Source organism: Flavobacterium sp. 11 (assembly GCF_002754315.1).
Taxonomy (GTDB): Bacteria; Bacteroidota; Bacteroidia; order Flavobacteriales; family Flavobacteriaceae; genus Flavobacterium; species Flavobacterium algoritolerans.
This window is the reverse complement of the sequence record NZ_PEFE01000001.1, coordinates 2867529-2893558: the sequence shown is the minus strand read 5'-3', so window position 1 is coordinate 2893558 and position 26030 is coordinate 2867529. Positions and strand designations below refer to the sequence as shown.

The following is a 26030-nucleotide window of genomic DNA, read 5'->3' as shown; positions in this document are numbered from 1 at the left end:
CTTTATAATTTTATAAATATAGTACCTAAAAAAATTATTTTTTAGGATAGGATTGAACATATTCTTGAATAAATTTATTTTCCTTTCCACGAATTTCCATTATGACTTTATTGTTTTTAAAATCAAATTTTAATAGTCCAAAGTTCAACTCTTTAACCACTTCCCCTTTCACATAAGGATTTTCCTCACCGGAAAAAGAAGCGTAAGTATGTGTCAATCCACTCGAGGTAAAATCTACTAACGGATAAGATAAACCCGCAACATTTTTTGAAGAAAAAGTGGCAATATGGCGATCTCCTGAGATTATAAAAGTGCCTTTTGCTTTCGTCGAAACAATCAATTTCTCCAGTTTTTCTATTTCATGAGGGAAATTCCCCCAAGCTTCAAAACCATGTTTATCAGATAAAAATTGAATGCTGCTGACAATCACATTAAATTGGGCATCAGATGATTTAAGTTCTTTTTCAAGCCATTTCCATTGTGCCTCTCCTAATACGGTTCCTTCACCATATGTATTGGGTTGAAACCGTTTTTTTGAATCGGTGGCTTTAGTCAATGCCGTTCTAAAAAAACGAGAATCCAATACAATAACTTTTATTTTATTTCCATTTACAAGAATAGTTTTAGCAGTATAAACCCCATCTCTTTTTCGCTCAGGAGCATTCTTTGACGTATCTAAAAAATCCAGTAATAACTGTTGACTTTGTCTTTTAAAAGGATATTCTTCACCGCCGTCATTCGCTCCATAATCATGATCATCCCATGTTCCTAATATAATTTTGTCTTTAATGAACTTGAGATAATCTGAATCTTGTTTCTGAGTTTCATAATTACTTTTAAGAAAATCCATATCCTTAGTATCCGAATACACATTATCACCTCCCCAAATCCAAACTGAAGGATGATTGCTATTTATTGCCGACCAAAGTTCATTTTTAATTTTCTGGTTATCGCAGGAACCAAAAGCTATGGTATAATATTCATTTTGAACCGGTTTTTCAGATTCAATCAAGCTGGTTGTATCATACGTTTTGCAGCTAACTAAACCTAAAAAGCAAAAAATCAGAATTGTTTTTTTCATGTGAGAAGGAGATGAAAACCGTTATTTTATTATGAGAATTTTGACGAAGATATAAAAATCTACATACTTTTAGTTTAAGCAAACTTTAAATAAAAAAAGCAACTATCTCTCTTGAAATAATTGCTTTTTTTTAGTTCAGTAACAACATTTAATGCAAGTTGGTTACTTTACTTTGTTCTACTACAGCAGTAAAATCATTGGCTAAACGATTACCATAATCATCCAACAATTCTAAAACTCTTTCTTGATTATCTGATTTGACAATAAGTCCCGCATGATATTCCAACGGAACTCTGAAACAAATTTCCGGATCTGAAAACGACGATAAATTAGGATGCTGGAATTTTGATAATGTCAAAACGATACCGGCATATTCTTTTTTTACTTTTGGCAAAATGTATTTAGTTCCTTTAACCAATGCGTCTTCAATTGCAGCCCATTCTTTCCATAAATTAATATTGGAAGCTTCAGTTACCATTTCGGCCAAATGCGCTCCTCCTACTCTTGAAGAAGTTTCCAAGAAATAAATTTGACCATCTTCATTGCTTTTTATGAATTCAGTATGTGCGGCACCATGTTTCAATCCGAAGCCTTTCATTACTTCTTCATTTAACTTTTTTATGGCTTTATCATCCTCTGAATTGTACTTAATATTAGCTGAACGGAAAACACCTCCACCTTGAGAAATTTCCATTGGAGTGGCTAAATATTTTGAAGTCAAACTAAAAATTACTTTACTTTCTGAAATCAAACTATCACAATGATACACATCGCCAGGTTTGAATTGTTCTAATAAATATTTGAATCTGTTATTCCCCATTTCATTGATATGAATCCACAAACTCTCTTTGTCATATATTTTTATAATTCCTGTTGCTGAAGCTTCGGAACGTGGTTTCAAAACCCATGGAGCAGAAATCGTGTCTGCAAAAGTATTGATGTCATGATCATTAAATAAAGAACAAAATGCCGGAATAGGAATTCCACAACTTTTGGCTCTCATTCTCATCGCCAGTTTATCTCTAAAATAACGTCCCGTTGTTTGTCCCATCCCGTCAATGCGCAGGTTTTCCCTTAGATAAGTAGCCTTTTCGACATCATAATCATCTAAGGCAACAATGGCATCAACTTTGGTTGACTTCATAAAATTACCAACACCTAACAGCAGATGTTCTAAATTCCAATCGACATCTTGGCCTTCCATATAAAAAATCTCATCGATATGTTGATGGGGCCATGGCTTGTCTCTCAGTTTTTCACTTGTCACTAAATAGACTTTGTTGCCTAACTTTTTTAAATTAATTAAAAAATCGGCACCCTTGAAATAATTTGAAATACAAAGGAAGGTTTTAGAGTTTTCCATACGTTATAAATTTTCAATGAATTTAGTTAATAAATGAACTCCATATCCTGTAGCATGCTTACTTTTAGCAAACTCATCATCGCCAAATGCGACACCTGCAACATCAAGATGTGCCCAAGCTTTGTGCTCTTGGGTGAAATATTCTAAAAATTTAGCGGCACTTATTGCTCCTGCAACTGGTTTTCCACTATAATTTTTTACATCGGCAATGTCACTCTCAATATCTGATTTATAAACATCCCAAAGCGGTAAAGGCCACAAACGCTCTCCAATTGCGTCTCCGTTTTCTTGTAGCTTCTTAGCCATTTCGGTATTATTGGTAAACAAAGCACCACATTCATACCCAAAAGTACTAACACTGCTTCCTGTTAGCGTGGCAATATCAACAATATATTCTGGTTTGAAATTTTTAATTAAATATGACAATCCATCCGCCAAAATGAGTCGTCCTTCAGCATCTGTATCAATAATTTCTATCGAATTTCCGCTATAACTGTGAATTACATCACTTGGCAAAAATGATTTGGCATCAACTGAATTTTCGGCACAAGGAACAATTGCAGTCACTTTTACGGGTAATTGCAAATCTGCAATCAATTGCATCGCCCCAAAAACGGCACCACCACCTGCCATATCGCACTTCATATGAAGCATTCCAGCTGTTTTTATATTCAATCCTCCAGTATCAAAAGTGATTCCTTTCCCCACTAACCCAACATGTTTTAGGTGTTCCACATCGGCTGCAGGAGTGTAATTCATAATGATAAACTGTGGTTCATTTTCACTTCCTTTTCCAACTGCCAAAAAAGCGCCCAATCCCACTATTTTTGCTGCATCATGACCTAAAACTTCTACGTCAAAACCATATTTTTCTCCTGTTTCTTTAGCCCAATTGGCCAAATATTTAGGATTAATCGTGTTGGGTGGTAAATCAACCAAATTATAGGTTGCTAATTGTGCTTTGGCAATTTTAATTCCTTTTTTGGCTGTAGCCAAATAATCTTTTTCGGATACTAAATTTAAAGTAAAATCAGCACTCAAAAAAGGATGTGCGTTTTTTTCTGATTTGAAATGACCTAAATCATACGTTCCTAAAAGCAAACCAGAAACTACGGCTTCAACTTGATCCTGAGTGAATTGTTCAGGTATAACTAAAGCAACATTCGAACTGAAATTTTCTTTTTGTTTCGATGAAATACGACGAAAAATAGTTTTCAATGATTTATAGTCTATCTCTTTTCCTAAGCCAATAAAAACATACGCATTATTGTTTTTTTCAGCTAAATAGTGCGTGTCTTTTTTTCCAAAAAAAACTTTTGATGTTATTTCTAATCCATTAAAAGTTATAGGAACAATGCTTTTTGAATACGTTTCAAAAACCGGAATCAAAATTGTTCCTGAAAAATCAGCTACGTTTTGTAATGTATTTGTTTTCATTTGTTCTTTTCTTTTTTTCTACCTATTAATTCAAGACCCTATGAATAGTGCTCTACGACTCTTTTGTATTAAAAAACAACCATTCTATTGCTTTAGGAAATTCATCACTCCAATAGGTTTCACTATGTTTTCCTTGCCTGTTAATGCTTAAATTAATCTTTGATTTGTCTTTTACAAATTCGCTTGAAATCAGATTCTCTTTAAAACTTTTTATATGTTCAATCATTGTTTTACTCTCATCTCCACCACCATACAAATAGATTTTGGTATCGGCTGTATTGGCTTTTTTGGGATTAATTTTCAATTCTGGAACAACCCAAAGCGATGGAGAAAAAATCATTAATTTACCATATACTTCCGGGTTTCTTAATCCACTAAAAATACTGACTAATCCTCCCATCGAGCTTCCACCAATCCCTGTAAATTCCCGTTCTTTTTTTGTTCTAAAATTGCTGTCAACAAATGGTTTTAGGGAATCAGTTACAAATCGGATGTATTTTTTTCCTTGTCCCTTTCCTAATACTGTTTTTCCAACATTGTATTCTTTTATTCGATCTTCTTTGGCGTGTTCTATGGCAATAATTATGATTTTTCCAATTTTATACTCGGACATAACCGCCAGTTTTTTATCAATTTCCCAATTACCAAATTCGGCTGATTCATTGAATAAATTTTGGGCATCCTGCAAATACATTACGGGATAACTTTCACTTGAATTATCATAATCATGAGGCAACAAGGCCCAAATTTTTCTGGTTTTATTAAGTTGCGGGATTTCAAATTCATCTGAAATTAACTGAACCTGTGGTAAAAAAGACTGCTTAAAAGGCAACCAGTTTTTTCTCCATCTTGCTACGTGTTCATTTTGAATGCCCGTATGTGCTAATGTTGAACGGTTTTCGGTACGATTGCCGTGGCTGTCAATCTCAACTTCACTCCAATCCCCTTTAGTAAATTTATACAAAAGCTCGACAGGATAATCAAAATCATGCGAAAATTTGTAATGGTATACGTTATTTCCAATTTTCTCCATCATAAACTCCTTGTCCTGAGTACGCCAATTATTGAAATTCCCTGAAATATAAACAGGTCTTGCATCGTCTTCGTCAGTTGTAAGGATTATATATAGTCCCGTATTTAGGATTGGATCGTTTGATTCTTGTGTCAATGTGGTATTATCTAAATTCATCACTTGCATGTGGTACTCTTATTTTAAAATAATAGTAAATATAGTGGATTGCTATTTGAAATAAAAGAAAACCCAATAGTATATTCATTTACTATTGGGTTTTATTGATGTAAAATCTTTAAAAAGAATTTCTATTTCTGACGACTTTTTAGTACTTCAACAACATCATTTAGCTTAAATCCTTTGGCTTGCAACAATATAAGGTAATGAAAAAGCAAGTCAGCACTTTCGCTCAAAAACAAATCATCATTATCATCTTTGGCTTCAATAACCACTTCAATCGCTTCCTCTCCTACTTTCTGGGCAATTTTATTCATCCCCAATTTAAACAAGGAAGCCACATAACTTTTCTCAGAATCAGCATTTTCTCTTCGAAGTTGAATTGTATCTTCTAAATCCGAAATAAAGCCATAATCAGCTTTGTTTTCATCAGCCCAACACGTATCAGTTCCTTTGTGACATGTTGGCCCTTCTGGTTTTACCTGAATCAACAAGGTATCATTATCACAGTCGTTTTTGATGTCAATCAGATTTAAAAAGTTGCCACTTTCCTCGCCTTTTGTCCAAAGTCTTTGCTTGGTACGACTATAAAATGTCACTTTTTTAGTATCAACCGTTTTTTGATACGCTTCGGCATTCATAAAACCCAGCATCAAAACCGTTTTGGTTTCATTGTCTTGAATTATAGCAGGAATTAATCCGTCTGTATTTTTTGAGAAATCTATGTTCATATTTTTTAAGTATTAAGTTGTAAGTCTTAAGTATTAAGTTATATGGATAAATAAGCAACTCAATACTTAATGACTCATACTTAATACTTATGCCTTAATTTAAATTCGTACTTCGATATTGTTATTTTTAAGGGCTGTTTTTAATGTTTTGATTTCAATTTCTTTAAAATGAAATACACTTGCGGCTAATGCTGCGTCAGCTTTTCCTTCCAGAAAAGTATCTACAAAATGTTGAATGTTTCCTGCGCCACCAGAAGCTATTATTGGAATATTAACTAATTCCGAAAGTTTAGCCAAAGCTTCATTAGCAAATCCGTTTTTAGTTCCGTCATTATCCATTGATGTGAATAAGATTTCACCTGCGCCGCGTTCTTCAACTTCTTTGCCCCAATCAAATAAATTCAATTCTGTAGGCACTTTTCCTCCCACTAAATGAACAATCCATTGTCCATCAATTTGCTTAGCATCAATCGCAACAACCACACATTGACTTCCAAATTTTTGTGCCAAATCATTAATTAACTGCGGGTTTTTCACTGCCGATGAATTAATGGAAACTTTGTCAGCACCGTTTTGTAATAAAATTTCAACATCTTCAACGGAGGAAATTCCTCCACCAACAGTAAACGGAATATTGATAGTTGAAGCGACTTTTCGTACCAAATCAACTAAGGTTTTCCTTCTTTCTTCCGTTGCCGAAATATCCAAAAAAACCAATTCATCAGCACCTTCATCCGAATATATTTTGGCTAATTCCACTGGATCACCTGCATCACGCAAGTCCACAAAATTAACACCTTTTACGGTTCTTCCGTTTTTTATATCGAGACAGGGAATAATTCTTTTTGTTAACATTTTTCTAAAATATAATTTTCCAATTGTTTCAATGAAATTCTTCCTTCATAGATTGCTTTCCCGATTATCGTTCCTTCACAACCCAATTCGGCCAATTTTGGTAATTCGTCAAAAGTAGAAATTCCTCCTGAAGCAATTAGTTTAATCCCTTTGGCTTCCGCCAAAATTTTAGCGTATAAATCAAACGATGGTCCTTCAAGCATACCGTCTTTGGCAATATCCGTACAAATTACGTACTGAATTCCCTTGCTTTGATAATCTTGTATAAAAGGAATCAAGTCTTCATTTGAATCTTCTAACCAACCCGAAACAGCTACTTTTTCATTGTTAGCATCTGCTCCCAAAATAATTTTATCAGAACCATACTCCGCAATCCATTTTTCGAATAGTTCTCTGTTTTTGACAGCAATACTTCCGCCGGTAATTTGATTTGCACCACTTTCAAAAGCAATTTTCAAATCAGAATCCGATTTTAATCCACCCCCAAAATCAATTTTCAATTTGGTTTGTGTAGCAATTTGCTCCAATATTTTATAATTTACAATTTGGCTCGACTTTGCTCCGTCTAAATCAACCAGATGCAAATATTCGATTCCGTGTGCTTCAAATGATTTTGCTACTTCAAGCGGATTTTCATTGTATATAATTTTGGTATTGTAATCGCCTTTTGACAAGCGAACACATTTTCCTTCTATGATATCTATTGCAGGTATTATTCTCATTGAGATTTATGATTTTTGATTAACGATTTTTGATTTCAGATTTGTTATTGCGAGGAACGAAGCAATCTCACTTACTATTCTCATTATTGTTATTGCCATTAAAATTTATAACTTCAAGAAATTTGCCAAAATTTGTTCTCCAACGTCACCACTTTTTTCTGGGTGAAATTGTGTCCCGTAGAAATTATCCTTCTGCAAAGCTGAGGCGTATTCTACTTCGTAATCAGTTATAGCAATGGCTTCAGGGCAGTTAGGAGCATAAAAACTATGAACCAAATACATGTATTCATTTTCATTAATACCACTAAACAAAAGTGATTTTAAATTATAAATTTGATTCCAACCCATTTGTGGCACTTTTACTTTTGGCGTAAATTTAATCACATCAACATCAAAAATTCCCAAACCTTTTGTATTCCCTTCTTCCGATTTGTTGCACATCAATTGCATACCCAAACAGATTCCTAAAACGGGCTGTTTCAAGGTTGGAATCAAAGTTTCCAAACCACTTTCCAAAAGCATTTTCATTGCAGAACTTGCTTCACCAACTCCTGGGAAAATAACTTTATCGGCTGCCTTAATTTCGTCTGGATTATTACTTAAAACGGCTTTGAATCCCAATCTCTCGATGGCAAACATAATGCTTTGAATATTTCCTGCTCCGTAATTTATGATTACTATTTTCATTTTAATTTTGTTTCAAGTTTAATGTTTAATGTTTAAAGTTGCTCGAGTCAACCTGAAACTTTAGACTTTAAACAATTTTACAACATTCCTTTCGTGCTAGGCAAAATCATCTTCTCCGTATCGCGTTTTACGGCTACTTTTATTGCTTTTGCAAAAGCCTTGAAAATCGCTTCAATCTTGTGATGTTCGTTTGTTCCTTCTGCTTTGATGTTGATGTTGGCTTTAGCACCATCAGAGAAAGATTTGAAGAAATGATAAAACATCTCTGTCGGCATTTTACCTACCATTTCACGTTTGAATTCGGTTTCCCAAACCAACCAGTTTCTACCTCCAAAATCAATCGCCACTTGCGCTAAACAGTCGTCCATTGGCAAACAAAAACCGTAACGTTCTATACCTAATTTATTTCCTAATGCTTTCGCAAAAACTTCTCCTAAAGCAATCGCTGTATCTTCGATAGTATGGTGTTCATCAACTTCTAAATCACCTTTCACAAGGATTTCCAAGTCCATTTGTCCGTGACGTGCAATTTGGTCGAGCATGTGGTCAAAAAAAGCAATTCCTGTTTCGATCTTGCTTTTTCCGGTTCCGTCAAGATTTAAATTAATAAAAATATCCGTTTCATTCGTTTTTCTTTCTATGTAAGCAGAACGTTCCTCTAATTTTAAAAACTCGTAAATGGTTTTCCAATCAGTAGTTTGCAAGGCAATAACCGAATCCAATTCATGTCTTTTCGAAGATATTTCATCACTTCCCAAACCTTCGTCGGTGTTGATAAAAATGGCTTTTGAACCTAAGTTTTTTGCCAATTCAACATCCGTTATTCTGTCTCCTATTACGAATGAATTTGCTAAATCATATTCCGGATTATCAATATATTTTGTCAACAAACCAGTTGCAGGTTTGCGAGTTGGTGCGTTTTCGTGAGGAAATGTTTTGTCAATTAATACTTCTTTGAAAACAACGCCTTCATTTTCAAAAGCTTTCATGATTAAATTATGAACGGGCCAAAAGTTAATTTCCGGATGAGAATCAGTTCCCAAACCATCTTGATTGGTCACCATTACGAGTTCAAAATCTAGTTCCAAAGCAATTTTTCCAAGGAATTGAAACGCTTTAGGATAAAATTCTAATTTTTCAAAACTGTCTAATTGATAATCATTTGGTTCCAAAACCATTGTTCCATCACGATCTATAAAAAGTATTTTTTTCATTAAAAAAAGTTTAAAGTTTAAGGTTTAAAGTTGTTTTAACACCTCAATTAATTTCATATTTTCTTGTTCTGTTCCAACGGTCAGACGCAAACAATTATCGCATAACGGTTGGGTGGTTCTGTTTCTAATTACAATTCCTTTTGCAATTAATTCATCGTATCTTTTATTGGCGTCATCCACTTTTACCAAAATGAAATTAGCTTCCGTAGGATATATTTTTTCGACAAAATTTACATTAAGTAAAACTTTAAGTAACTCCTCTCTTTGTCTTATTATAGATTCAATTTCCGATTTTATTTTATCTTTATCATCTAATCGTTCTAAAGCTCTTTTTTGAGTCAACTCGTTTACATTATACGGAGGTTTTATTTTATTTAAAACCGAAATTACTTCCGCAGATGCGTAACAAATTCCTAATCTAATTCCAGCCAAACCATACGCTTTTGATAGCGTTTGAGTAATGACCAAATTTGGATATTCATCTAGTTCGTTAATCCAACTTTCTTTTTTTGAAAAGTCAATATACGCTTCATCAATAACTACCAAACCTTTAAAATTTTGCAAAAGTGATACTACACTTTCATCCGAAAATGAATTCCCGGTTGGATTATTTGGAGAGCACAAAAAGATGATTTTAGTATTCTCATTAACCGCTTCCATGATTTTCTCAATTTGTGGTTGAAAGTCTTCAGAAAGTAAAATTTCTTTATTTTCTACGGCATTGATATTAGCCAAAACGCCATACATTCCGTATGTAGGTGGTAAAGTGATTACATTGTCCGTTTTTGGTTCACAAAAAGCTCTGAATAACAAATCCAAAACTTCATCACTACCGTTACCCAGTAAAATTTGATTTGTTTTAACATTTTTTTGTTTTGCCAAAATCCCTTTAACACTCATTTGTTGTGGATCTGGGTACCTGTTCACCCCATTTTCAAATGGATTTTCATTGGCATCCAGAAAAATCATATCTGCGGTATCAAAATCTTCAAATTCATCACGAGCCGAAGAATAAGGTTTTAATTGCTTAACGTTTGCTCTAACTATAGTATTTATATCGAAATTATTTTCCATCTTCAATCGCTTTTAATCGTAATGTAACTGCATTTTTGTGTGCTTGTAAGCCTTCTGCTTCTGCCATGATTTCAATGGCTTTACCGATATTTTGTATTCCTTTTTGAGAAATTTTTTGAAAAGTCATTGCTTTGGTGAAACTGTCTAAATTTACTCCGCTGTAATTCTTCGCATAACCGTTGGTTGGCAACGTATGATTAGTACCTGAAGCATAATCTCCAGCACTTTCAGGAGTATAATTACCTATGAATACTGAACCTGCATTTTGAACGCCATTGCTGTAAAAATCATCAAATTCTGAGCAAATGATAAAGTGTTCCGGTCCGTATTCATTGATTAATTCCAAAGCAATTTTATCGTTTTTAACAAAAATTAATTTAGAATTCGCAATGGCTTTTTCAGCAATGGTTTTCCTTGGAAGAAGTTCCATTTGTATTTGGATTTCATCCTCAACAGTATCAATCAATTTTTTAGAAGTAGTGACCAAAATAACTTGGCTATCCGCTCCATGTTCTGCTTGAGACAATAAATCCGAAGCTATAAAAGCAGGAACAGCAGTATCATCAGCAACAATCAATAATTCCGATGGACCGGCAGGCATATCGATTGCCACGCCAAATTGTGTTGCCAATTGTTTAGCCACAGTCACAAATTGATTTCCGGGACCAAATATTTTATATACTTTAGGAATTGTTTCCGTTCCAAAAGTCATTCCTGCAATAGCCTGAATTCCTCCTACTTTCAAAATTTTAGTCACACCACATAAATTGGCAGCATATAGAATAGCAGGATTTATATTTCCGTTTTTATCCGGAGGAGAACATAAAACAATTTCACTGCAACCAGCAATCTCTGCAGGAACAGCAAGCATTAAAACAGTAGAAAATAATGGAGCAGTTCCTCCAGGAATATACAATCCTATCTTTTGAATAGGTCTTTTTTCCTGCCAGCAGTTAACTCCTTCAATTGTTTCTACAGTAACTCTATCTGTTTTTTGAGCTGTATGAAATTTTTTAATATTTGATTTTGCAAGTGAAATTGCGTCTTTTAATTCGGTAGAAATGGACGCAATTGCTTGGTCAATTTCAGCTTTAGTAACTTCGATTGTATCTATTTTGGCACCATCAAAAAGCGACGTATATTTTGCTACGGCAGCATCGCCTTTCTTTTGTACTTCCTTAAAAATTTCTTTCACAGTCGCTTCAATATCATCGATAGTTTTTGTGGGTCTTTCTAAAATGGAAGTCCAGGTTTCTGGTTTTGGATTGTATATTTTATTCATTTTAATTGTATTCAAAGATTAAATAATTGAACTATTCCGTTTCTTAAACTCATAATTCATACCTTATAATTTAAAATTCTTACAGTACCATTTTTTCAATTGGACAAACCAAAATCCCTTCGGCTCCAGCTTCTTTCAATTGATCAATCACATCCCAGAAAGTATCTTTATCGATTACGGAGTGTACGCTACTCCATCCTTCTTGTGCCAATGGCAATACGGTTAAACTTCTTAATACAGGAAGAATTTTTCCAACGGCATCAATTTTGTCATTTGGAATATTCATCAATATGTACTTTGATTTTCTTGCTCTTAAAACAGATTCGATTCTGAATTTTAAGGTATCGATTATTTTTTGGGATTCAGGACTTACTTTTGGAGAAACAGCTAAAACCGCTTCACTTTTAAAAATAACTTCAACTTCTTTTAAATTGTTTTTAAACAAAGTACTCCCGCTAGATACAATATCAACAATAGCATCGGCTAAACCAATGTTTGGAGCTATTTCTACTGAACCTGATATCTGGTGAATATCGACTGTTACCCCTTTAGAATTGAAAAAATCAAGAACTGTTTTTGGGTAAGAAGTGGCAATACGCATACCATCTAAATCTTGAACTGATTTGTAATTAAATGCTTTTGGTACAGCAACGGATACTTTACATTTTGAAAAACCTAATTTTTGAATTACTTCAATATTATTTCCTTTTTCAACTAATAAATTATCGCCAACAATAGCAATGTCTACAACTCCATCTATTAGATATTGAGGAATATCAGAATTTCTTAAATACAAAACCTCTAAAGGAAAATTAGATGCTTCTGCTTTTAATTGGTCGATACCATTATCGATTGAAATACCTGCATCTTTAAGAATTTGAATGCTGTCTTCGTTTAAACGTCCTGATTTTTGAATTGCAATTTTTAATGTACTCATTTTTTGTCTTTTTTGTTTTTGTTTAAAATATTTTGATTGAGTACAAATATTGGGTAATAAAAAACCCGTTTGATGTACTCAAACGGGTTTTTAGAATATGATGATTTACACACATATCATTAACACATCGCTTGAGAGCAATAATGAAAATGATGATGATGCAATTGATTTGTAAACATTTTTGTGTTTGTTTTATTTTAAAATTCTTTTGCAAATATAAGAGATAAAATATTTAAAAAGCAATTTTTATTTTAACTTAAAGAGATGAAATTGTTACAAATTACTTTTTATCTATCATTTTATTTGATTCATTTTCAACAGAATTTGTATCGCTTGTTACTGTAGTACCGTTGTCTTCCCTGATTTCAGTATGACGAATTTCACCACCGGAAGTCCCAACGTTTATTGATATAACTCCAGCAATTAAAGCTAAAATAAGCGTAATAAATGAAAATATTTTAGCCAGTCGGAACTTTTTTATGGCAGCTACTAATGAAACCAATGCAAAAACTCCGGTTGCATAAAGTACTAATGCAAATTTCTCTGCCAGTTCTTCATGTTCATGGATAATTGCTTTTCCAATGTTTGGAAAATCTTCAACCATCTCCTCTGCTCCTTCACCAGTTCCCATACTGAGTGCTCCAAAAATTGTTGCAATTATAAATAGTATATAAGCAGTATTTTTAACGGAACCGTTATTTAAAAATATCCCTGCAATTAAAATTCCAATTCCAAAAATGGTTCCGATGATTGGAAAATGGTTTACAACCATATGTAAATGAGCATCATTCATAATTTTTTATTTAAAGTTTACTGTTTTAAAGCTAAATTATTTTTATCCCGCTAGTGAAACTCCAATTAAAGAGCCAATGCCATAAGTCACCGCTGCTGCTGCCAATCCAAAAGAAACTTGTCTAAATCCAGAAAACAGAACGCTTTTCCCTGTCAATAAAGTAATTGCGGCACCTATTCCAAAAAGCCCGACAACACTGCTTCCTACACTCAATAGAATGGCATTTTTCCCATCTAAAAACATAAATGGATATAACGGAATAATGGCTCCAATAGCAAAAAGTACAAACGAAGCGGTTGCAGCTTCCCATGCAGACCCGCCTAATTCTTCTTTATCAATTCCCAGTTCTTCTGTAATGATTGCATCAATTGCCGTTTCAGGATTTTCAAATGCTTTATCCGCCAGTTTTTGTGCTTCAACAGCATTCATTCCTTTGGCTTGGTAAAGCAATACTAATTCTTTTTTCTCTTCTTCGGGAGAAGCTTCCAGTTCTTCGGTTTCCAAATCAATTTGACGTTGATTTAATTCTCTCGAACTTTGTACCGAAAGCCATTCGCCCAAAGCCATTGAAATTGCTCCTGCCAAAAGCCCCGCAATACCGGTTAATAATATCGTATTATTAGAGACAGCCGCTCCGGCAACTCCCATTACCAAGCTCATATTAGAAACCAGTCCGTCATTTGAACCTAAAACGGCCGCACGCAATGCATTTCCGCCTACTGATTTATGACGACTTTCAAATTTGGACAAAAAGCCACCTGAAACATTCAAAGCAGCGTTATTGTTTACTGCTTCAATAATATTAAGATGATTGTGCTCAAAACCTGTTGGCTTTTCTCCGCTTTTAATCTTATTTTTAATTGAATTTACAGCAAACTGCTTTTCGATGCTTGAAAGGTTGCTGATTATAGAACTGTAACCAAAAATTTTACCCAACTTCAATTGAAATTTTGCTCTGGAAGAAGTCGAAGGCATTTTGTAATTTGGTTCAAAAGTCAACACTTTATCAAACATATGTTTCGCGTGTCCTTTTTCAATTTCACTCAAACTCAATAATACTCTTTTAAGATTATCCTCAGATTGAATGGCAGCAATGCTATCATACAAAAAAGCTGTATCAACCTCTGTTTGCAACTGATCTTTTAGTTTATTCAAGTCCATTTTTATTTGCTTTTTATTAATTAGCCAAATCAAAAACACCTTTTGTTAAAATCCTTGAAGAAGCATTAATTATAGTATTTGGAAGTATCTCAATGAATTTTTCAGATTTCTCGCCTACCGTAACGCTTACTTTCTTGAATGAATATCCGTTTTTTTCATTCTCCAATAAAAGTACGAAATTTTTGTTATTTTCTGTCAATACGGCTTCCGAAGGAACCGCTAAACCTTTTTTAGAATCAATAATAATTTCAGCCTCAACAAACATTCCTGTTAATAGCTTTTGCTTAATCATATCGTCTAAATGCCCATGAATGTTAATCGTTCTGTCGTTTCCTTCTATTGATTTTCCAACCAAATGTACTTCAGCATTAAAAACATCTTTTGTTGCTTCAGGAACTTTAAAAAGAATCTTTTGTCCTATTTTCACATTCAAAATATCTTTTTCAAAAACGGCCAGTTCTAAATGCAAGTGATCCGTATCGACAATTTCTAAAATCACATCCGAAGGCGCCACATACATTCCCACATTCGCATTCATAATCACAATATCGCCCGTTATTGGAGAAAAAATAGTGATTGTTGAAGTCAAATTTCCTTTCTCTACATTTTTCGGATTAATGTTCAAAAGCACTAATTTGGCGCGCAAGCTTTGATGCATTGCTTTGGCTCTTTTATAGTCACTTTCGGCTTTCAAGTAGTTTTTTTGAGAAGTGATTTTTTCATCATACAGCGTTTTTTGTCTGTCATATTCCGATTTCAAGAAATTAAGCTGCTCCGCCACTTCCATATAATCTTTTTGAATATCAAGAAATTCTGTGTTTTGTAACGTTAACAAAGCTTGTCCTTTTGTGACTTTATTTCCAACCAAAAGCGTAGTAGATTTTACATAACCGCCCATAAAAGTGTTTACTTTAGCGCGATTTTGTGGCGGTACATCAATTTTCCCCGATGCTTTTACCGTTACATCAAAATCCTGTTCTGTTGGACTTGCAATCTCCATTCCCGAAGATTGAAATTGAGCGGAAGTTACGGTAATCAAACCGTTGTCTTTTTGTTCTACTTCTTCTGTTTTCGATTCTTTACAAGAAAATAAAACAAGAGATAAAGCAGTTATATAGAGTATTTTTTTCATTTTTAGCGAATTAAAAATTAAGGTATTGTAAGTCTAATTGGGTTTGATTGAAGAGTAAAATAGTATCTAAATAGTCCACTTGGATGGTCGTAGCATTTTCTAAACTTTGAATGTATTGGAAAAAATCTATTTCGCCATGTTTGTAGCTATTGTTTCCTACTTTTATAATCTCATCCGATAATTTTTTACCATACGTATTGTAATAATTTATGGCTTCCTGATATTTGGCTAATTCGTTCTTTTTTTGATTAATGTACTTCTCTATTTTTACTTCTTCATTTTGCTTTTGTTGTTCCCAGCTTTGCAATTCGAGCTGCGCTACTTTAGTTTTAGAAACGTTACCAGAGAATAATATTGGTACTGCCAAACCAACTTGAAAACCGTACAAAGATTGTGATAATCCGTTATTTCTTCCTTGAAAATAGTCTAAGTTAATGTCCGGTAACCAATGCTGTTTTTGCAAGTTTATTTGATTTTTATAATTTTTAGTAACACTTTCTAAATAAGCAGTATAAGTTGTTTTACTTATCTCATCAGTAAAAGTATTTAACGGTGTAATTGTATTGCTTTTTATTGCTATTATTTCATCGTTTTGAAGCAAGGATTGTAGCAGTTCATATTGTGCTTTTTTATCATTTTCTATTTGGGAAAGCTTCGTTCTTATTTGTCTGAATTTAGCTTGAGCCGTAATTTTTTCGAGATAATTGGTTTCTCCCAATTCAAAACGTCTGTCGCTTGCTTTAGAGAAATTTTGGTACAAACTATCTAAATAGTGGTACAGTTTTTCTTGATGTTGTAAATAAACAATGTGCTGATATGACTTAGAAACTCCCAAAGAAAGTTTATTTTTTTGAATATCAAAATTGGCTTTTTCCCTTTCATATTCGGAAGAAAATACTTTTTTCTGCGCTCCGTAAACCGTTGGAAAAGAAAAGCGTTGCTGTACGCCAAATACTCGTAAAGGTTCGTTATTGAGTGCCAAATTATTTTGATCGTAACTGTAATAAATATTGGTTTTATCAAAAGTATTTGCCGTTTTGATATTGGCTTTTGTTTTTTCCACTTGCAATTGAGCCGCTTTAATTCCTTTATTATTTTGAATTGCTTTAGCCAATAAACTATCCAATTCCGGATTAGCATTTTGTGAAAAAGCCAACGAAGAACTCAACAATAACAAAATGATATAAGTGGAACTTTGACGTTTCTTGAACTTCGCTTTTTTAAACGCCGCACTATCAAAAACTTTATATAAAATAGGCAGGACTATCATCGTTAAAACAGTTGCCGTAAACAATCCCCCAATGACTACAGTTGCTAATGGTCGTTGCACTTCGGCTCCAGCCGAGGATGAAATTGCCATTGGTAAAAATCCTAATGCAGCTGCCGAAGCGGTTAATAAAACCGGACGTAATCTGTCAGTAGTTCCTTTTAAAATCAATGCATCGATATCTTTCATGCCTTGGTGTTTGAGTTCTTTAAAATGTTCGATTAGGACAATTCCATTCAATACTGCAATTCCGAAAAGTGCAATGAATCCAACGCCTGCCGAAATACTGAACGGCAAATCTCGCATCCATAAAAACAAAACACCGCCAACTGCGGACAATGGAATCGCCGAATAGACCATTAATGCTTCTTTTACGGAGCCAAACGCAAAATATAAAAGGATGAAAATCAAAAATAAAGCGATAGGAACTGCAATCATTAAGCGGGCTTTGGCGCTTTGTAAATTTTCAAATTGTCCGCCATATTTCACATAATAACCTGCTGGTAATTTTATTTGATTGTCTACAATTTTTTGGATATCGGTAACCACACTTTGTAAATCTCGGTTGCGAACATTGATTCCCACTACAATTCTTCTATTGGTATTGTCTCTAGAAATTTTTGCGGGGCCTTCGGTATATTCGATAGAAGCCAATTCGCTCAACGGAATTTGTTCTCCGTTTGGCGTTGGCACATATAAATTACGTAAATCTTCAATATCGTGACGGTTTGCTTGATCCAAACGAATCACCATATCAAACCGTTTCTCGCCTTCAAAAACATTTCCAACGGTTTTTCCGGCAAAGCCAAGAGCAATCATTTCGTTCAAATCAGAAATATTTAAACCATAGCGGGCAATTTTAGAACGATCATAAACGACAGACATTTGTGGCAAACCTTCTGTTTTTTCGATAATAATATCCGAAGCACCTTCTACTTTAGCAATAGCATTTTTGATTTCGTGCGCTTTTTGTGCCAAAATATCTAAGTCTTCGCCAAAAACTTTAACTGCCACATCAGATCTTGTTCCAGAAATTAATTCGTTGAAACGCATTTCAATAGGCTGTGTAAATTCGATTTCCATATTCGGAATTTCTTTTTCCAATGCTGCTTTTATTTTGTCTGCCAATTCATCTTTGGTCGAAGCTGAAGTCCATTCCGATTTGGGTTTTAATTTTACAATAACATCGCTTTCTTCCATAGACATTGGGTCTGTAGGCACTTCGGCAGCTCCAATTCTGCTGACAACCTGTGTGACTTCCGGGAAATTTTTAAGGATTATTTTCTCGATTTTGGTCGTTATCGCTATTGTTTTTGTCAAAGAAGTTCCTGTTTTTAAAACGGGCTGAATCACAAAATCACCTTCGTCAAGAGTTGGTATGAACTCACCTCCCATGGTTGCAAATAATCCAATAGCCAACAATAATAATCCTAATGCGCCATACAATACTTTTTTGGTATTGCTTATTGCCCAAGTGATTATGGGCAAATACCAAGAATTGAGTTTGTGGATTAATCTACTGGATAATGAATTTGGATTTTCTTCTTTTGGTTTTAAAAACAAAGAAGAAACTACCGGAACATACGTAAAACAGAAAATCATCGCACCCAATAATGCAAAACTAAAGGTCATTGCCATGGGTTTAAACATTTTTCCTTCGATTCCGGATAAGGATAGAATTGGAATGAAAACAATCAGAATAATCAATTGTCCAAAAATAGCCGAATTCATCATTTTGGAAGCACTTTTATACGTGATTTGGTCAATTTCTAACTGACGCTCTTCCTTGCTGAGATTTACTAAATGAGCTGATTTACTGGCTATTTGAAAAGCAATAAACTCCACAATAATTACGGCACCATCGATGATAATTCCAAAATCAATAGCTCCTAAACTCATTAAATTGGCATCGATACCAAAAATGTTCATGAATGAAATGGCAAACAATAAACATAACGGAATTACAGAAGCAACAACCAATCCCGAACGCCAGTTTCCTAACAATAAAACCACGACAAAAATCACAATTAAACATCCTAAAATCAAGTTTTCGGCAACGGTAAAAGTGGTTTTTCCTACCAATTCACTTCGCTCCAAAAAGCCATTGATGTACACGCCTTCAGGTAGAGATTTTTCTATTTCAATCACTCGGTCTTTAACATCACTGATGACTTGTTTCGAATTTCCTCCTTTGAGCATCATGACTTGCCCCAAGACTTTTTCGCCTTCTCCATTACCAGTGATTGCTCCAAAACGATTGGCATGACCAAAACGAACTTGCGCTACATTCTTGATATAAACCGGTAATCCATTAGCATTTTTAACAACTATGTTTCCAATATCTTCCAGCGAATTGACTTTTCCTTCTCCCCTGATAAAATAACTTTGATTTACTTTTTCGATGTATGCACCGCCGGCAATACTGTTGTTTTTTTCCAGCGCTGTAAAAACATCCGCAGTAGTGATGTTCATGGCTTTCAAACTCGAAGGATTAATGGCAATTTCGTATTGTTTCAAAAAACCGCCCCAAGTATTAATTTCTACAACACCTTTTATTCCTGATAGTTGCCTTTTTACCACCCAATCTTGTATCGTACGCAAATCAGTTACCGAATAATTATTCTTGAATTCTGGTTTTACTTCTAAAGTATATTGGTAGATTTCTCCAAGTCCAGTAGTAATCGGACCCATTTCTGGGGTTCCAAAACCTTGCGGAATTTTCTCTGAAGCCGTTTTTATTTTTTCTGCAATAAGTTGTCTTGGAAGATAGGTTCCCAGATTTTCATCAAAAACAATCGTGACTACGGATAAACCAAATTTTGAAATAGAACGAATTTCTTTGACCCCAGGCAAATTAGCCATTTCAATCTCAACAGGATACGTGATAAACTGTTCAATATCTTGTGTAGAAAGGTTACGAGAAGTTGTGATTACCTGAACTTGGTTATTTGTAACGTCTGGAACTGCTCCAATGGATATTTGGAAAACAGAAAACAAACCAAATCCGAAAACTCCCAAAGTAAAGAGTAAGATAATCAGTTTGTTTTTTAAACTAAAAGCAATAATTTTTTCGAGCATTTTTACCTTAATTTGTTTTTTACAAATCTAAGATTTAAAGATAAGGATTTACTTAAGAATTACTTAAGGTCTGCTTCAAATAAACTTAATACCACTCGTGTTCCTATGTTTTCTTCACTTGTAATTGCAATATCAATAGTAAGCAACGAACAGAGTCTTTTTACAATAGACAAACCCAATCCCGTTCCTTTTATTTCAGGGTGTGCATTCGATTGTGAACGATAAAATTGATTGAAAATATTCTCTAAGTCATCCGCAGGAATTCCTATCCCAGAATCAATGATATGGCATTCAATTCTAGACGCTACACTTTTTATATGTACCGTTAACTTCCCGTTTTGATTTGAATATTTCAACGCATTAGAAATCAAATTATTGACAATAATTAAAAATAGATAACTATCTGTTTCTATGTAATAATCTCTGGAAAAATCTGTAGTGATAGTAATGTTTTTAGACTGTATTGCAGTAGAGTTTCTGGCAATAGTATCTAAAAATATAGCGTTCAAATAGACTTTTTCTATTTTTAAACTTTGTTTTTGATTTTCAAATCGGGCCAATAAAAGCAACTGATCAACCAAATGATTCAACCGATCGACTTCGGTAACACAAAAATTAATTTTTTCTTCATATTCAGCAGGATTTCGAGGTTTTCGAATCAAAACTTCCAATGTTCCTTTGATAACCGTTAAAGGCGTTCTTAATTCATGCGATGCATCTGAAGTGAATTGTTTTTCTCTTTCGATAGCAGTTTCAATTCTATCTAATAAATTATTTATGGTTTGAGACAGAATATACAATTCGTCACGGTTTTGTGGTAATGGAATTCTAGATGTCAGATTGTCTTTAGTAATAATATTAGAAGTAGTGATTATGGAACTAATAGGTTTTATGCTCCTTCCGGCAATAAATCGTGCTATAAAGAAAAGTACCATTAGAATTAAAGGATAAACAATTAGCAAGACCTCAAATAAATTATTAAGTACCATTGTGGCATCTTCTAAGGACATTGCAATTATGATGTACCCAATAATTTTTGTTTTTTGATAAATGGGAACCTGAATTTGTCGAATAGAATTATCGGCTAATTTTGTATCAAAGAGCTTGTTCTCCGCATTATTTTCATTGAAGATAAGAGAAGATTTTTTGAGATTAGGCGATTTTTCAATCACATTTCTATTTTCATCCACAAACTGAATAAATACAGGATTTACATCCAGCGTATTGTGTTCTCGTTCTTTCCATTCTTCTTTATGAATTAAATGAAAAGTGTTGCCTACAATTTCAATTTCGGATAGATGTTTATCAACTTCACTGGTAATATCATTATTCACATGGCTGTAAACACTGAATTTAACAATAGAATAGATGATAAAGAAAACTACAAAAATCAATAAAGCTGTAGTCACTATATAATGGGAGGCAATTCTATTTTTAAAGGAAAGTTGTTGCATTTTTATTTAGTCATTAGCGATGTAACCTACACCGCGAACTGTTTTTATGTAGTCTTGTTCAATTTTTAAATTTAATTTTTTACGAATTGCATTCATAAAAACATCAATCACACCCGTATCATATTCAAAATGAATGTCCCAAACATCCTCGATAATTTGGGTTCTGGTGCATACTTTGCCTTTATTTTTGACCAAATACGTCAATAAATCAAATTCACGTTGAGTCAAGTTCACTTCAGTATCACTAACTAAAACACTATGTTTGGCAATATCAATTTCTATCGTTCCAAGTTTTAGAATTTGATTTTCATTTTGGTTTCTAAAATGAATTTTGATGCGTTCCAGTAATTCATCAAAACTAAATGGTTTTTTGATATAATCATTGGCACCCGCTTTCAAACCTTCAATTGTTTCTTGCACAGTATCTTTGGCCGTCAAAAATAAGATTGGCGTATGACTGTTTTTCAACCGAATGGATTTACAAAGTTCCAGTCCTGTCATTTTTGGCAACATCCAATCTAATAAAATCAGATCAAAATTGTTCTTTTGAGTCAGTTCAAACCCTTTTAAACCATCCGAAGCACTGGTGATTGTATATCCTTCTTCTTCTAATCCTTGTTGAAGAAATTGAACAATTCCCGCTTCATCTTCCACGATTAATATGTGCATGATTGTATAAATTTAGGCTTTTATTGCATTACAAATTTAAAGGCAATTGTACCAATATTAGCATTTAAATTGTCACTTCTTTCATAATGATTGAATCTAAAATCAATATTTTTCAAACCAAATTTCCAGATTTTTGCACCTGTGAAAATATCCGTATAATTGATTCCAAAACCATATTGATTCGCATCAAATGTAGCCAAATCAGCATCAGAGGTATAATATCTTTCTGTTGACAAATGGGTTTCATAAGGCGCATAATATTTTGAAGCCGTTTGGGTATAGTAACGATACATTGGAAAAACGGTAAACCTATCAGATAATTTTATAGGAAGCTCAATCGTTGCGGTATGCGATTGAATATCCCAATTATCGGAATAAAAACGATAATAGGTTCGCAATATAAATCGCTCGTTGATGTAATAATTCAAACGCGCTCCAACAGGGATTTTAAATCGGGAATCCGGTAATCTTTCGATATCATCAGCCAGTTTATAAACTCCGGTATTCGTTGAACTTTCGTAATTATTAATGTATTGTGCCTGACCGATGTAATAATTAGCTTTATCCGCAAAATAAATGCGGTGATACGGTGAAGACAATAATCCTTGTTGCTGTAGAATATCGAAGAAGATTGAAAACTGTAGTTTTTTGGTTAAAACCTGAGAGAAACCAACAGAAGCCGAATAAGAGTTTCTATTTACGCCACTTACCGTTTGAAATGCTGAAGGCAAATAATTTGTTGTAGTTTGCCCATTTTGATCCAAAACCGATACGCCATTAAAATAGCCTTGATTTAAAAAATTAGTACCATATTTTGAATATTCATGAAGTTCTGTTGGATAAATAGGTCTCCATTGATCCAGATACACATTGGCTTTCAAGCTTAACTCAGTGTTTTTTTCATTAAAAAGAGTCGCAATTCCTCCTCCAAAACCAACCGAAGTATAATCATACTCATTTGAAAACGAAACATCAGTATTCCAAATAAAATTTCTGGAATCACTACTATGGCTGTAATTAGCAACAATTGACACTAATTGATCACTTTTGGAAGCACCTGATGAAGCTTGCCAAGGAGTTCCACTAGGCGTTGGAGCCGCTATCCTATCATCATCACCGCCAGACGCTCCAGTGGCATTGAATGGATTTATATTACTCGACGAAGCCGATGAATAGGCTGATATTCCCAAATCAATGGTTAAAACATCATCATCATTTAATGGCATCGCCACCACAATATTCGAAGCAACATCCGTTAATTTTTCAGAACCTAAACCTCCTGAAACAGCTGATTTTGAACCGTCCTGATTGTAATAACTCGCTAAAAAATCGACCTCAGTACTTTCTAATACTCGTTTTTTAAATGCTGGCGCAGTAGTTTTGTCTTGCGAAAAGGCAATGCTGCTGATTAATACTAAAAGAAATAAAAATTTTATTTTCATTGTATAGAAATTACTATTTACTATCTAAATTGTTGTTTTGTAAATTAGTTGCAACCGCAACCACCACCTGATTTACCACCATTGGCCCCAGCAGCAGCCTCACGATACACTTGAAAAGAAGTTTCATATCGCTCTGCAGTTCTTGCGGTTAGTTTCATGTCAGGATCATTTATTTTTTCTTTTTCGTATTCTTTTACTGAACTACAGGATTGTAAAATCAGCATTACAAAAAACAAAACCGTTATTGTCTTTATCATTTTGAATGTCTTTTATTAATTATATTTTTTGATATCAATTCCTTTTGACGAATGGATTTTACCTTTGTCATCAACAATAATACATTCAATCCCTTTAAGCTGATTGACTAAATCCAACCCTACTTCTACCCCGAGAACAAAAATTCCCGTTGCCAAAGCATCAGCTACTTCCGTTTGCTTTGCAAAAACAGATACACTCACCACGCCAGTTGCGGGATAACCCGTTCTGGGATCTATAATATGCGAGTAGCGAATTCCATTAAAAATAACATACTTTTCATAACTTCCCGAAGTTTCTATAGCGCTGTCTTCTAATGGAAATGTGGCAAAAACTTTATTTTTATTCAAAGGATTTACAATTCCCACATTCCAAGGTTTCCCATCGGGTTGTTTTCCCCAGGCATTAATATCTCCGGAAACATTTACAATTCCTGAAATACAGCCTTTTGAAACCAATAAATCTTTCACTTTATCAGCAATATAACCTTGGCCAATTCCGCCCAAACCTAATTTCATTCCTTCTAATTTCAGGAAAATGGTTTGTTCTTTCTTGTTTATAATAATATTTCTGTATCCAATTTTTACAACTGATTTTTTTATGGCTTCTTCTGTTGGCATTACTTTCATCGAACCGTCAAATTTCCATATTTTGTCCATGGAAGCATACGAAATATCAAATGCGCCATCGGTAATTTGGGAAATTTTAATGGCTCTTTCGACCAATTCAAAAACTTCAGCATCTACTTTTACAGGTTTAATTCCTGCATTACGGTTGATTTCTGAAATTTGTGTAGTCGGAATCCAATCAGAAATTAAATTCTCTATGCGTTTTACTTCGGCTACAGCCAAATCTATATATTCATTGGATTTTATAGTATCGTTTGCAACAGCTGTAATCTCAAATGGACTTCCTAACATCGACAACTTTCTTTTATGGGCGACTTGACCAACGGAAATGAAGGTTGTCAATACTAAACATAGTGAAATTATGCTCTTCATCATTTTTCAAACGAATGGATTAATTTGATATAATCAGCTGGAGAAAGATTTTTGAAACCTGTAATTCCTAACACATTCCCAGTTTTGTCCAAAAGTAACACTAATGGGAAATTTCCTGATTTATTATATTTTTCTGCTAATTTTTTATTGCTCTCCATTAACTCTGGTGCAAGTTGATTTGCTTTTTTCTTTGGAAAATCAGCTTTATAAATAACCCAATTTTGGTCGGCTTCTTTCTTAAATTCTTCTGATTTCCAAATGGTGTTTTCTAATTTAATGCATGGAGCACACCAATCTGATCCTGAAAATACAAGAAGGATGTTTTTATCTTCTGAAAGAGACTGCGCTTTTGCTTCTTCAAAATTGGATTTCCAGTTTTGAGAATATCCTAACGTTCCTATAAAAAGAAACAAGAACATGACCTGTTTTTTCATCTTTTAAATCTGTTTTTAATACTGTAAAAGTATTTATTTCTAGTGAAGTATAGTTTTCTGACAGTGAAAATTAAGACAGAATTAATTTAACGACTTTTTACAGATATACATGATTCTTTATTTATTGGACTAAACAATAACGGTCAAAGTTGTTCCAGATAATGTAGTCTGATATTGTTTTAAATTGGATGGCGCAGGTCCCGAAATTACGGTGCCAGTACTTGTAAACTGAGAATTATGCCTTGGACATACAAATACATTCCCTGACTTATCATAACCAAGCGTTACACCTTCGTGAGTACAAGAAGACGATACAGCCAAAAAAGTTCCCGTAGTGGTCCGTGCAATGATAATCCCTTTAGTGACCTGGAAACCTCCATTTGTAGCCAAAGGTCCTGTGCTGGTATCAACTGTAAAATTACTTTTGGCGGTTGGTGTTGGTGTTGATGAACCAGAACCACCAGTATTAGAATCGTCTGAGCTACAACTCGTAGCTAAACCGGCTATACAAGCAGGCAATAAAACAGTTGCCGCTCCAAATCCTACTCTCGCAAAAAATTCTTTTCTAGTCATGATTATTTTATATTAGGTTGGTTAATATAATTACATACGCAAAAAAAATACTTATAGTTTTTTTACAACTAACAAACAGATCTTGTATAAAGATGCAAAATATTTCAGGACTGTTTTAAAATTTCTACAGTAATCATAAAATGGATTAAATCTCCTTAATCTAAGATCCTGTTTTCATAAAATATTAAGCAATTCTTAA

The 26030-nt window shown here is 33.9% G+C and carries 23 protein-coding genes; all 23 read right to left on the bottom strand.

The window, feature by feature from the left end; translation table 11 throughout:
• Positions 1 to 34 precede the first annotated feature (34 nt).
• Positions 35 to 1081 (bottom strand): alkaline phosphatase D family protein, encoded by a 1047-nt coding sequence (locus CLV00_RS12600; protein ID WP_099715515.1) that lies wholly within the window; start codon positions 1079 to 1081, stop codon positions 35 to 37.
• A gap of 148 nt (positions 1082 to 1229) precedes the next feature.
• Positions 1230 to 2444, bottom strand: coding sequence for an acetyl-CoA carboxylase biotin carboxylase subunit family protein (locus CLV00_RS12595; protein ID WP_099715514.1), 1215 nt, complete (start codon positions 2442 to 2444; stop codon positions 1230 to 1232).
• Between the two features lie 3 nt (positions 2445 to 2447).
• Entirely contained in the window at positions 2448 to 3881 is a 1434-nt protein-coding gene (locus tag CLV00_RS12590) for a M17 family metallopeptidase (protein WP_099715513.1), read from the bottom strand.
• Positions 3882 to 3933: 52 nt separating this feature from the next.
• Positions 3934 to 5079: an alpha/beta hydrolase gene (locus tag CLV00_RS12585; protein WP_369800942.1), complete on the bottom strand. Its 1146-nt coding sequence runs from the start codon at positions 5077 to 5079 to the stop codon at positions 3934 to 3936.
• Between the two features lie 122 nt (positions 5080 to 5201).
• Positions 5202 to 5801, bottom strand: a complete 600-nt coding sequence (hisIE, locus tag CLV00_RS12580; protein WP_099715512.1) for a bifunctional phosphoribosyl-AMP cyclohydrolase/phosphoribosyl-ATP diphosphatase HisIE — start codon at positions 5799 to 5801, stop codon at positions 5202 to 5204.
• 99 nt (positions 5802 to 5900) lie between these two features.
• Positions 5901 to 6656 carry an imidazole glycerol phosphate synthase subunit HisF gene (hisF, locus tag CLV00_RS12575; protein ID WP_099715511.1) on the bottom strand — a complete coding sequence of 252 codons (756 nt, stop codon included), beginning with the start codon at positions 6654 to 6656 and terminating at the stop codon, positions 5901 to 5903.
• Positions 6650 to 7378: a 1-(5-phosphoribosyl)-5-[(5-phosphoribosylamino)methylideneamino]imidazole-4-carboxamide isomerase gene (gene hisA / locus CLV00_RS12570; RefSeq protein ID WP_099715510.1), complete on the bottom strand. Its 729-nt coding sequence runs from the start codon at positions 7376 to 7378 to the stop codon at positions 6650 to 6652. Before hisA ends, hisF begins: the two co-directional genes overlap by 7 nt.
• A gap of 105 nt (positions 7379 to 7483) precedes the next feature.
• Positions 7484 to 8065: an imidazole glycerol phosphate synthase subunit HisH gene (hisH, locus tag CLV00_RS12565; protein ID WP_099715509.1), complete on the bottom strand. Its 582-nt coding sequence runs from the start codon at positions 8063 to 8065 to the stop codon at positions 7484 to 7486.
• Positions 8066 to 8142: 77 nt separating this feature from the next.
• The gene (gene hisB / locus CLV00_RS12560; RefSeq protein ID WP_099715508.1) at positions 8143 to 9279 is read right to left on the bottom strand and encodes a bifunctional histidinol-phosphatase/imidazoleglycerol-phosphate dehydratase HisB; all 1137 of its coding nucleotides are present in this window, start codon (positions 9277 to 9279) and stop codon (positions 8143 to 8145) included.
• Between the two features lie 24 nt (positions 9280 to 9303).
• Complete coding sequence (gene hisC / locus CLV00_RS12555; RefSeq protein ID WP_099715507.1) at positions 9304 to 10353, bottom strand: histidinol-phosphate transaminase; 1050 nt, start codon at positions 10351 to 10353, stop codon at positions 9304 to 9306.
• Positions 10343 to 11635 (bottom strand): histidinol dehydrogenase, encoded by a 1293-nt coding sequence (gene hisD / locus CLV00_RS12550; protein WP_099715506.1) that lies wholly within the window; start codon positions 11633 to 11635, stop codon positions 10343 to 10345. The genes hisC and hisD overlap by 11 nt, the downstream gene beginning before the upstream one ends.
• A gap of 79 nt (positions 11636 to 11714) precedes the next feature.
• The gene (gene hisG, locus CLV00_RS12545) at positions 11715 to 12572 is read right to left on the bottom strand and encodes an ATP phosphoribosyltransferase (protein ID WP_099715505.1); all 858 of its coding nucleotides are present in this window, start codon (positions 12570 to 12572) and stop codon (positions 11715 to 11717) included.
• 280 nt (positions 12573 to 12852) lie between these two features.
• Positions 12853 to 13365, bottom strand: a complete 513-nt coding sequence (locus CLV00_RS12540; protein WP_099715504.1) for a hypothetical protein — start codon at positions 13363 to 13365, stop codon at positions 12853 to 12855.
• 42 nt (positions 13366 to 13407) lie between these two features.
• Entirely contained in the window at positions 13408 to 14526 is a 1119-nt protein-coding gene (locus tag CLV00_RS12535) for a VIT1/CCC1 transporter family protein (RefSeq protein WP_099716334.1), read from the bottom strand.
• Between the two features lie 16 nt (positions 14527 to 14542).
• Positions 14543 to 15658 (bottom strand): efflux RND transporter periplasmic adaptor subunit, encoded by a 1116-nt coding sequence (locus tag CLV00_RS12530; protein WP_099715503.1) that lies wholly within the window; start codon positions 15656 to 15658, stop codon positions 14543 to 14545.
• Between the two features lie 10 nt (positions 15659 to 15668).
• Positions 15669 to 20003 carry a CusA/CzcA family heavy metal efflux RND transporter gene (locus CLV00_RS12525; RefSeq protein WP_099715502.1) on the bottom strand — a complete coding sequence of 1445 codons (4335 nt, stop codon included), beginning with the start codon at positions 20001 to 20003 and terminating at the stop codon, positions 15669 to 15671.
• Between the two features lie 59 nt (positions 20004 to 20062).
• Positions 20063 to 21457 (bottom strand): HAMP domain-containing sensor histidine kinase, encoded by a 1395-nt coding sequence (locus CLV00_RS12520; RefSeq protein ID WP_099715501.1) that lies wholly within the window; start codon positions 21455 to 21457, stop codon positions 20063 to 20065.
• Positions 21458 to 21463: 6 nt separating this feature from the next.
• Positions 21464 to 22126 (bottom strand): response regulator transcription factor, encoded by a 663-nt coding sequence (locus CLV00_RS12515; protein WP_099715500.1) that lies wholly within the window; start codon positions 22124 to 22126, stop codon positions 21464 to 21466.
• A 20-nt stretch (positions 22127 to 22146) separates the two neighbouring features.
• Complete coding sequence (locus CLV00_RS12510) at positions 22147 to 23568, bottom strand: DUF3570 domain-containing protein (protein WP_099715499.1); 1422 nt, start codon at positions 23566 to 23568, stop codon at positions 22147 to 22149.
• A gap of 44 nt (positions 23569 to 23612) precedes the next feature.
• Complete coding sequence (locus CLV00_RS12505) at positions 23613 to 23825, bottom strand: DUF4266 domain-containing protein (protein ID WP_099715498.1); 213 nt, start codon at positions 23823 to 23825, stop codon at positions 23613 to 23615.
• A gap of 15 nt (positions 23826 to 23840) precedes the next feature.
• Entirely contained in the window at positions 23841 to 24824 is a 984-nt protein-coding gene (locus tag CLV00_RS12500; protein WP_369800967.1) for an FAD:protein FMN transferase, read from the bottom strand.
• Positions 24824 to 25258: a thioredoxin family protein gene (locus CLV00_RS12495; protein ID WP_099715496.1), complete on the bottom strand. Its 435-nt coding sequence runs from the start codon at positions 25256 to 25258 to the stop codon at positions 24824 to 24826. The genes CLV00_RS12500 and CLV00_RS12495 overlap by 1 nt, the downstream gene beginning before the upstream one ends.
• Before the next feature lie 129 nt (positions 25259 to 25387).
• Positions 25388 to 25831 carry a ubiquinol-cytochrome c reductase iron-sulfur subunit gene (locus CLV00_RS12490; RefSeq protein ID WP_099715495.1) on the bottom strand — a complete coding sequence of 148 codons (444 nt, stop codon included), beginning with the start codon at positions 25829 to 25831 and terminating at the stop codon, positions 25388 to 25390.
• Between the last annotated feature and the right edge of the window lie 199 nt (positions 25832 to 26030).

What these genes read in the sequence shown, in the direction of transcription:
- CLV00_RS12600 (WP_099715515.1), bottom strand. Translation starts at nt 1,081, where the DNA reads ATGAAAAAAACAATTCTGATTTTTTGCTTTTTAGGTTTAGTTAGCTGC.
- CLV00_RS12595 (WP_099715514.1), bottom strand. Translation starts at nt 2,444, where the DNA reads ATGGAAAACTCTAAAACCTTCCTTTGTATTTCAAATTATTTCAAGGGT.
- CLV00_RS12590 (WP_099715513.1), bottom strand. Translation starts at nt 3,881, where the DNA reads ATGAAAACAAATACATTACAAAACGTAGCTGATTTTTCAGGAACAATT.
- CLV00_RS12585 (WP_369800942.1), bottom strand. Translation starts at nt 5,079, where the DNA reads ATGCAAGTGATGAATTTAGATAATACCACATTGACACAAGAATCAAAC.
- hisIE (WP_099715512.1), bottom strand. Translation starts at nt 5,801, where the DNA reads ATGAACATAGATTTCTCAAAAAATACAGACGGATTAATTCCTGCTATA.
- hisF (WP_099715511.1), bottom strand. Translation starts at nt 6,656, where the DNA reads ATGTTAACAAAAAGAATTATTCCCTGTCTCGATATAAAAAACGGAAGA.
- hisA (WP_099715510.1), bottom strand. Translation starts at nt 7,378, where the DNA reads ATGAGAATAATACCTGCAATAGATATCATAGAAGGAAAATGTGTTCGC.
- hisH (WP_099715509.1), bottom strand. Translation starts at nt 8,065, where the DNA reads ATGAAAATAGTAATCATAAATTACGGAGCAGGAAATATTCAAAGCATT.
- hisB (WP_099715508.1), bottom strand. Translation starts at nt 9,279, where the DNA reads ATGAAAAAAATACTTTTTATAGATCGTGATGGAACAATGGTTTTGGAA.
- hisC (WP_099715507.1), bottom strand. Translation starts at nt 10,353, where the DNA reads ATGGAAAATAATTTCGATATAAATACTATAGTTAGAGCAAACGTTAAG.
- hisD (WP_099715506.1), bottom strand. Translation starts at nt 11,635, where the DNA reads ATGAATAAAATATACAATCCAAAACCAGAAACCTGGACTTCCATTTTA.
- hisG (WP_099715505.1), bottom strand. Translation starts at nt 12,572, where the DNA reads ATGAGTACATTAAAAATTGCAATTCAAAAATCAGGACGTTTAAACGAA.
- CLV00_RS12540 (WP_099715504.1), bottom strand. Translation starts at nt 13,365, where the DNA reads ATGAATGATGCTCATTTACATATGGTTGTAAACCATTTTCCAATCATC.
- CLV00_RS12535 (WP_099716334.1), bottom strand. Translation starts at nt 14,526, where the DNA reads ATGGACTTGAATAAACTAAAAGATCAGTTGCAAACAGAGGTTGATACA.
- CLV00_RS12530 (WP_099715503.1), bottom strand. Translation starts at nt 15,658, where the DNA reads ATGAAAAAAATACTCTATATAACTGCTTTATCTCTTGTTTTATTTTCT.
- CLV00_RS12525 (WP_099715502.1), bottom strand. Translation starts at nt 20,003, where the DNA reads ATGCTCGAAAAAATTATTGCTTTTAGTTTAAAAAACAAACTGATTATC.
- CLV00_RS12520 (WP_099715501.1), bottom strand. Translation starts at nt 21,457, where the DNA reads ATGCAACAACTTTCCTTTAAAAATAGAATTGCCTCCCATTATATAGTG.
- CLV00_RS12515 (WP_099715500.1), bottom strand. Translation starts at nt 22,126, where the DNA reads ATGCACATATTAATCGTGGAAGATGAAGCGGGAATTGTTCAATTTCTT.
- CLV00_RS12510 (WP_099715499.1), bottom strand. Translation starts at nt 23,568, where the DNA reads ATGAAAATAAAATTTTTATTTCTTTTAGTATTAATCAGCAGCATTGCC.
- CLV00_RS12505 (WP_099715498.1), bottom strand. Translation starts at nt 23,825, where the DNA reads ATGATAAAGACAATAACGGTTTTGTTTTTTGTAATGCTGATTTTACAA.
- CLV00_RS12500 (WP_369800967.1), bottom strand. Translation starts at nt 24,824, where the DNA reads ATGAAGAGCATAATTTCACTATGTTTAGTATTGACAACCTTCATTTCC.
- CLV00_RS12495 (WP_099715496.1), bottom strand. Translation starts at nt 25,258, where the DNA reads ATGAAAAAACAGGTCATGTTCTTGTTTCTTTTTATAGGAACGTTAGGA.
- CLV00_RS12490 (WP_099715495.1), bottom strand. Translation starts at nt 25,831, where the DNA reads ATGACTAGAAAAGAATTTTTTGCGAGAGTAGGATTTGGAGCGGCAACT.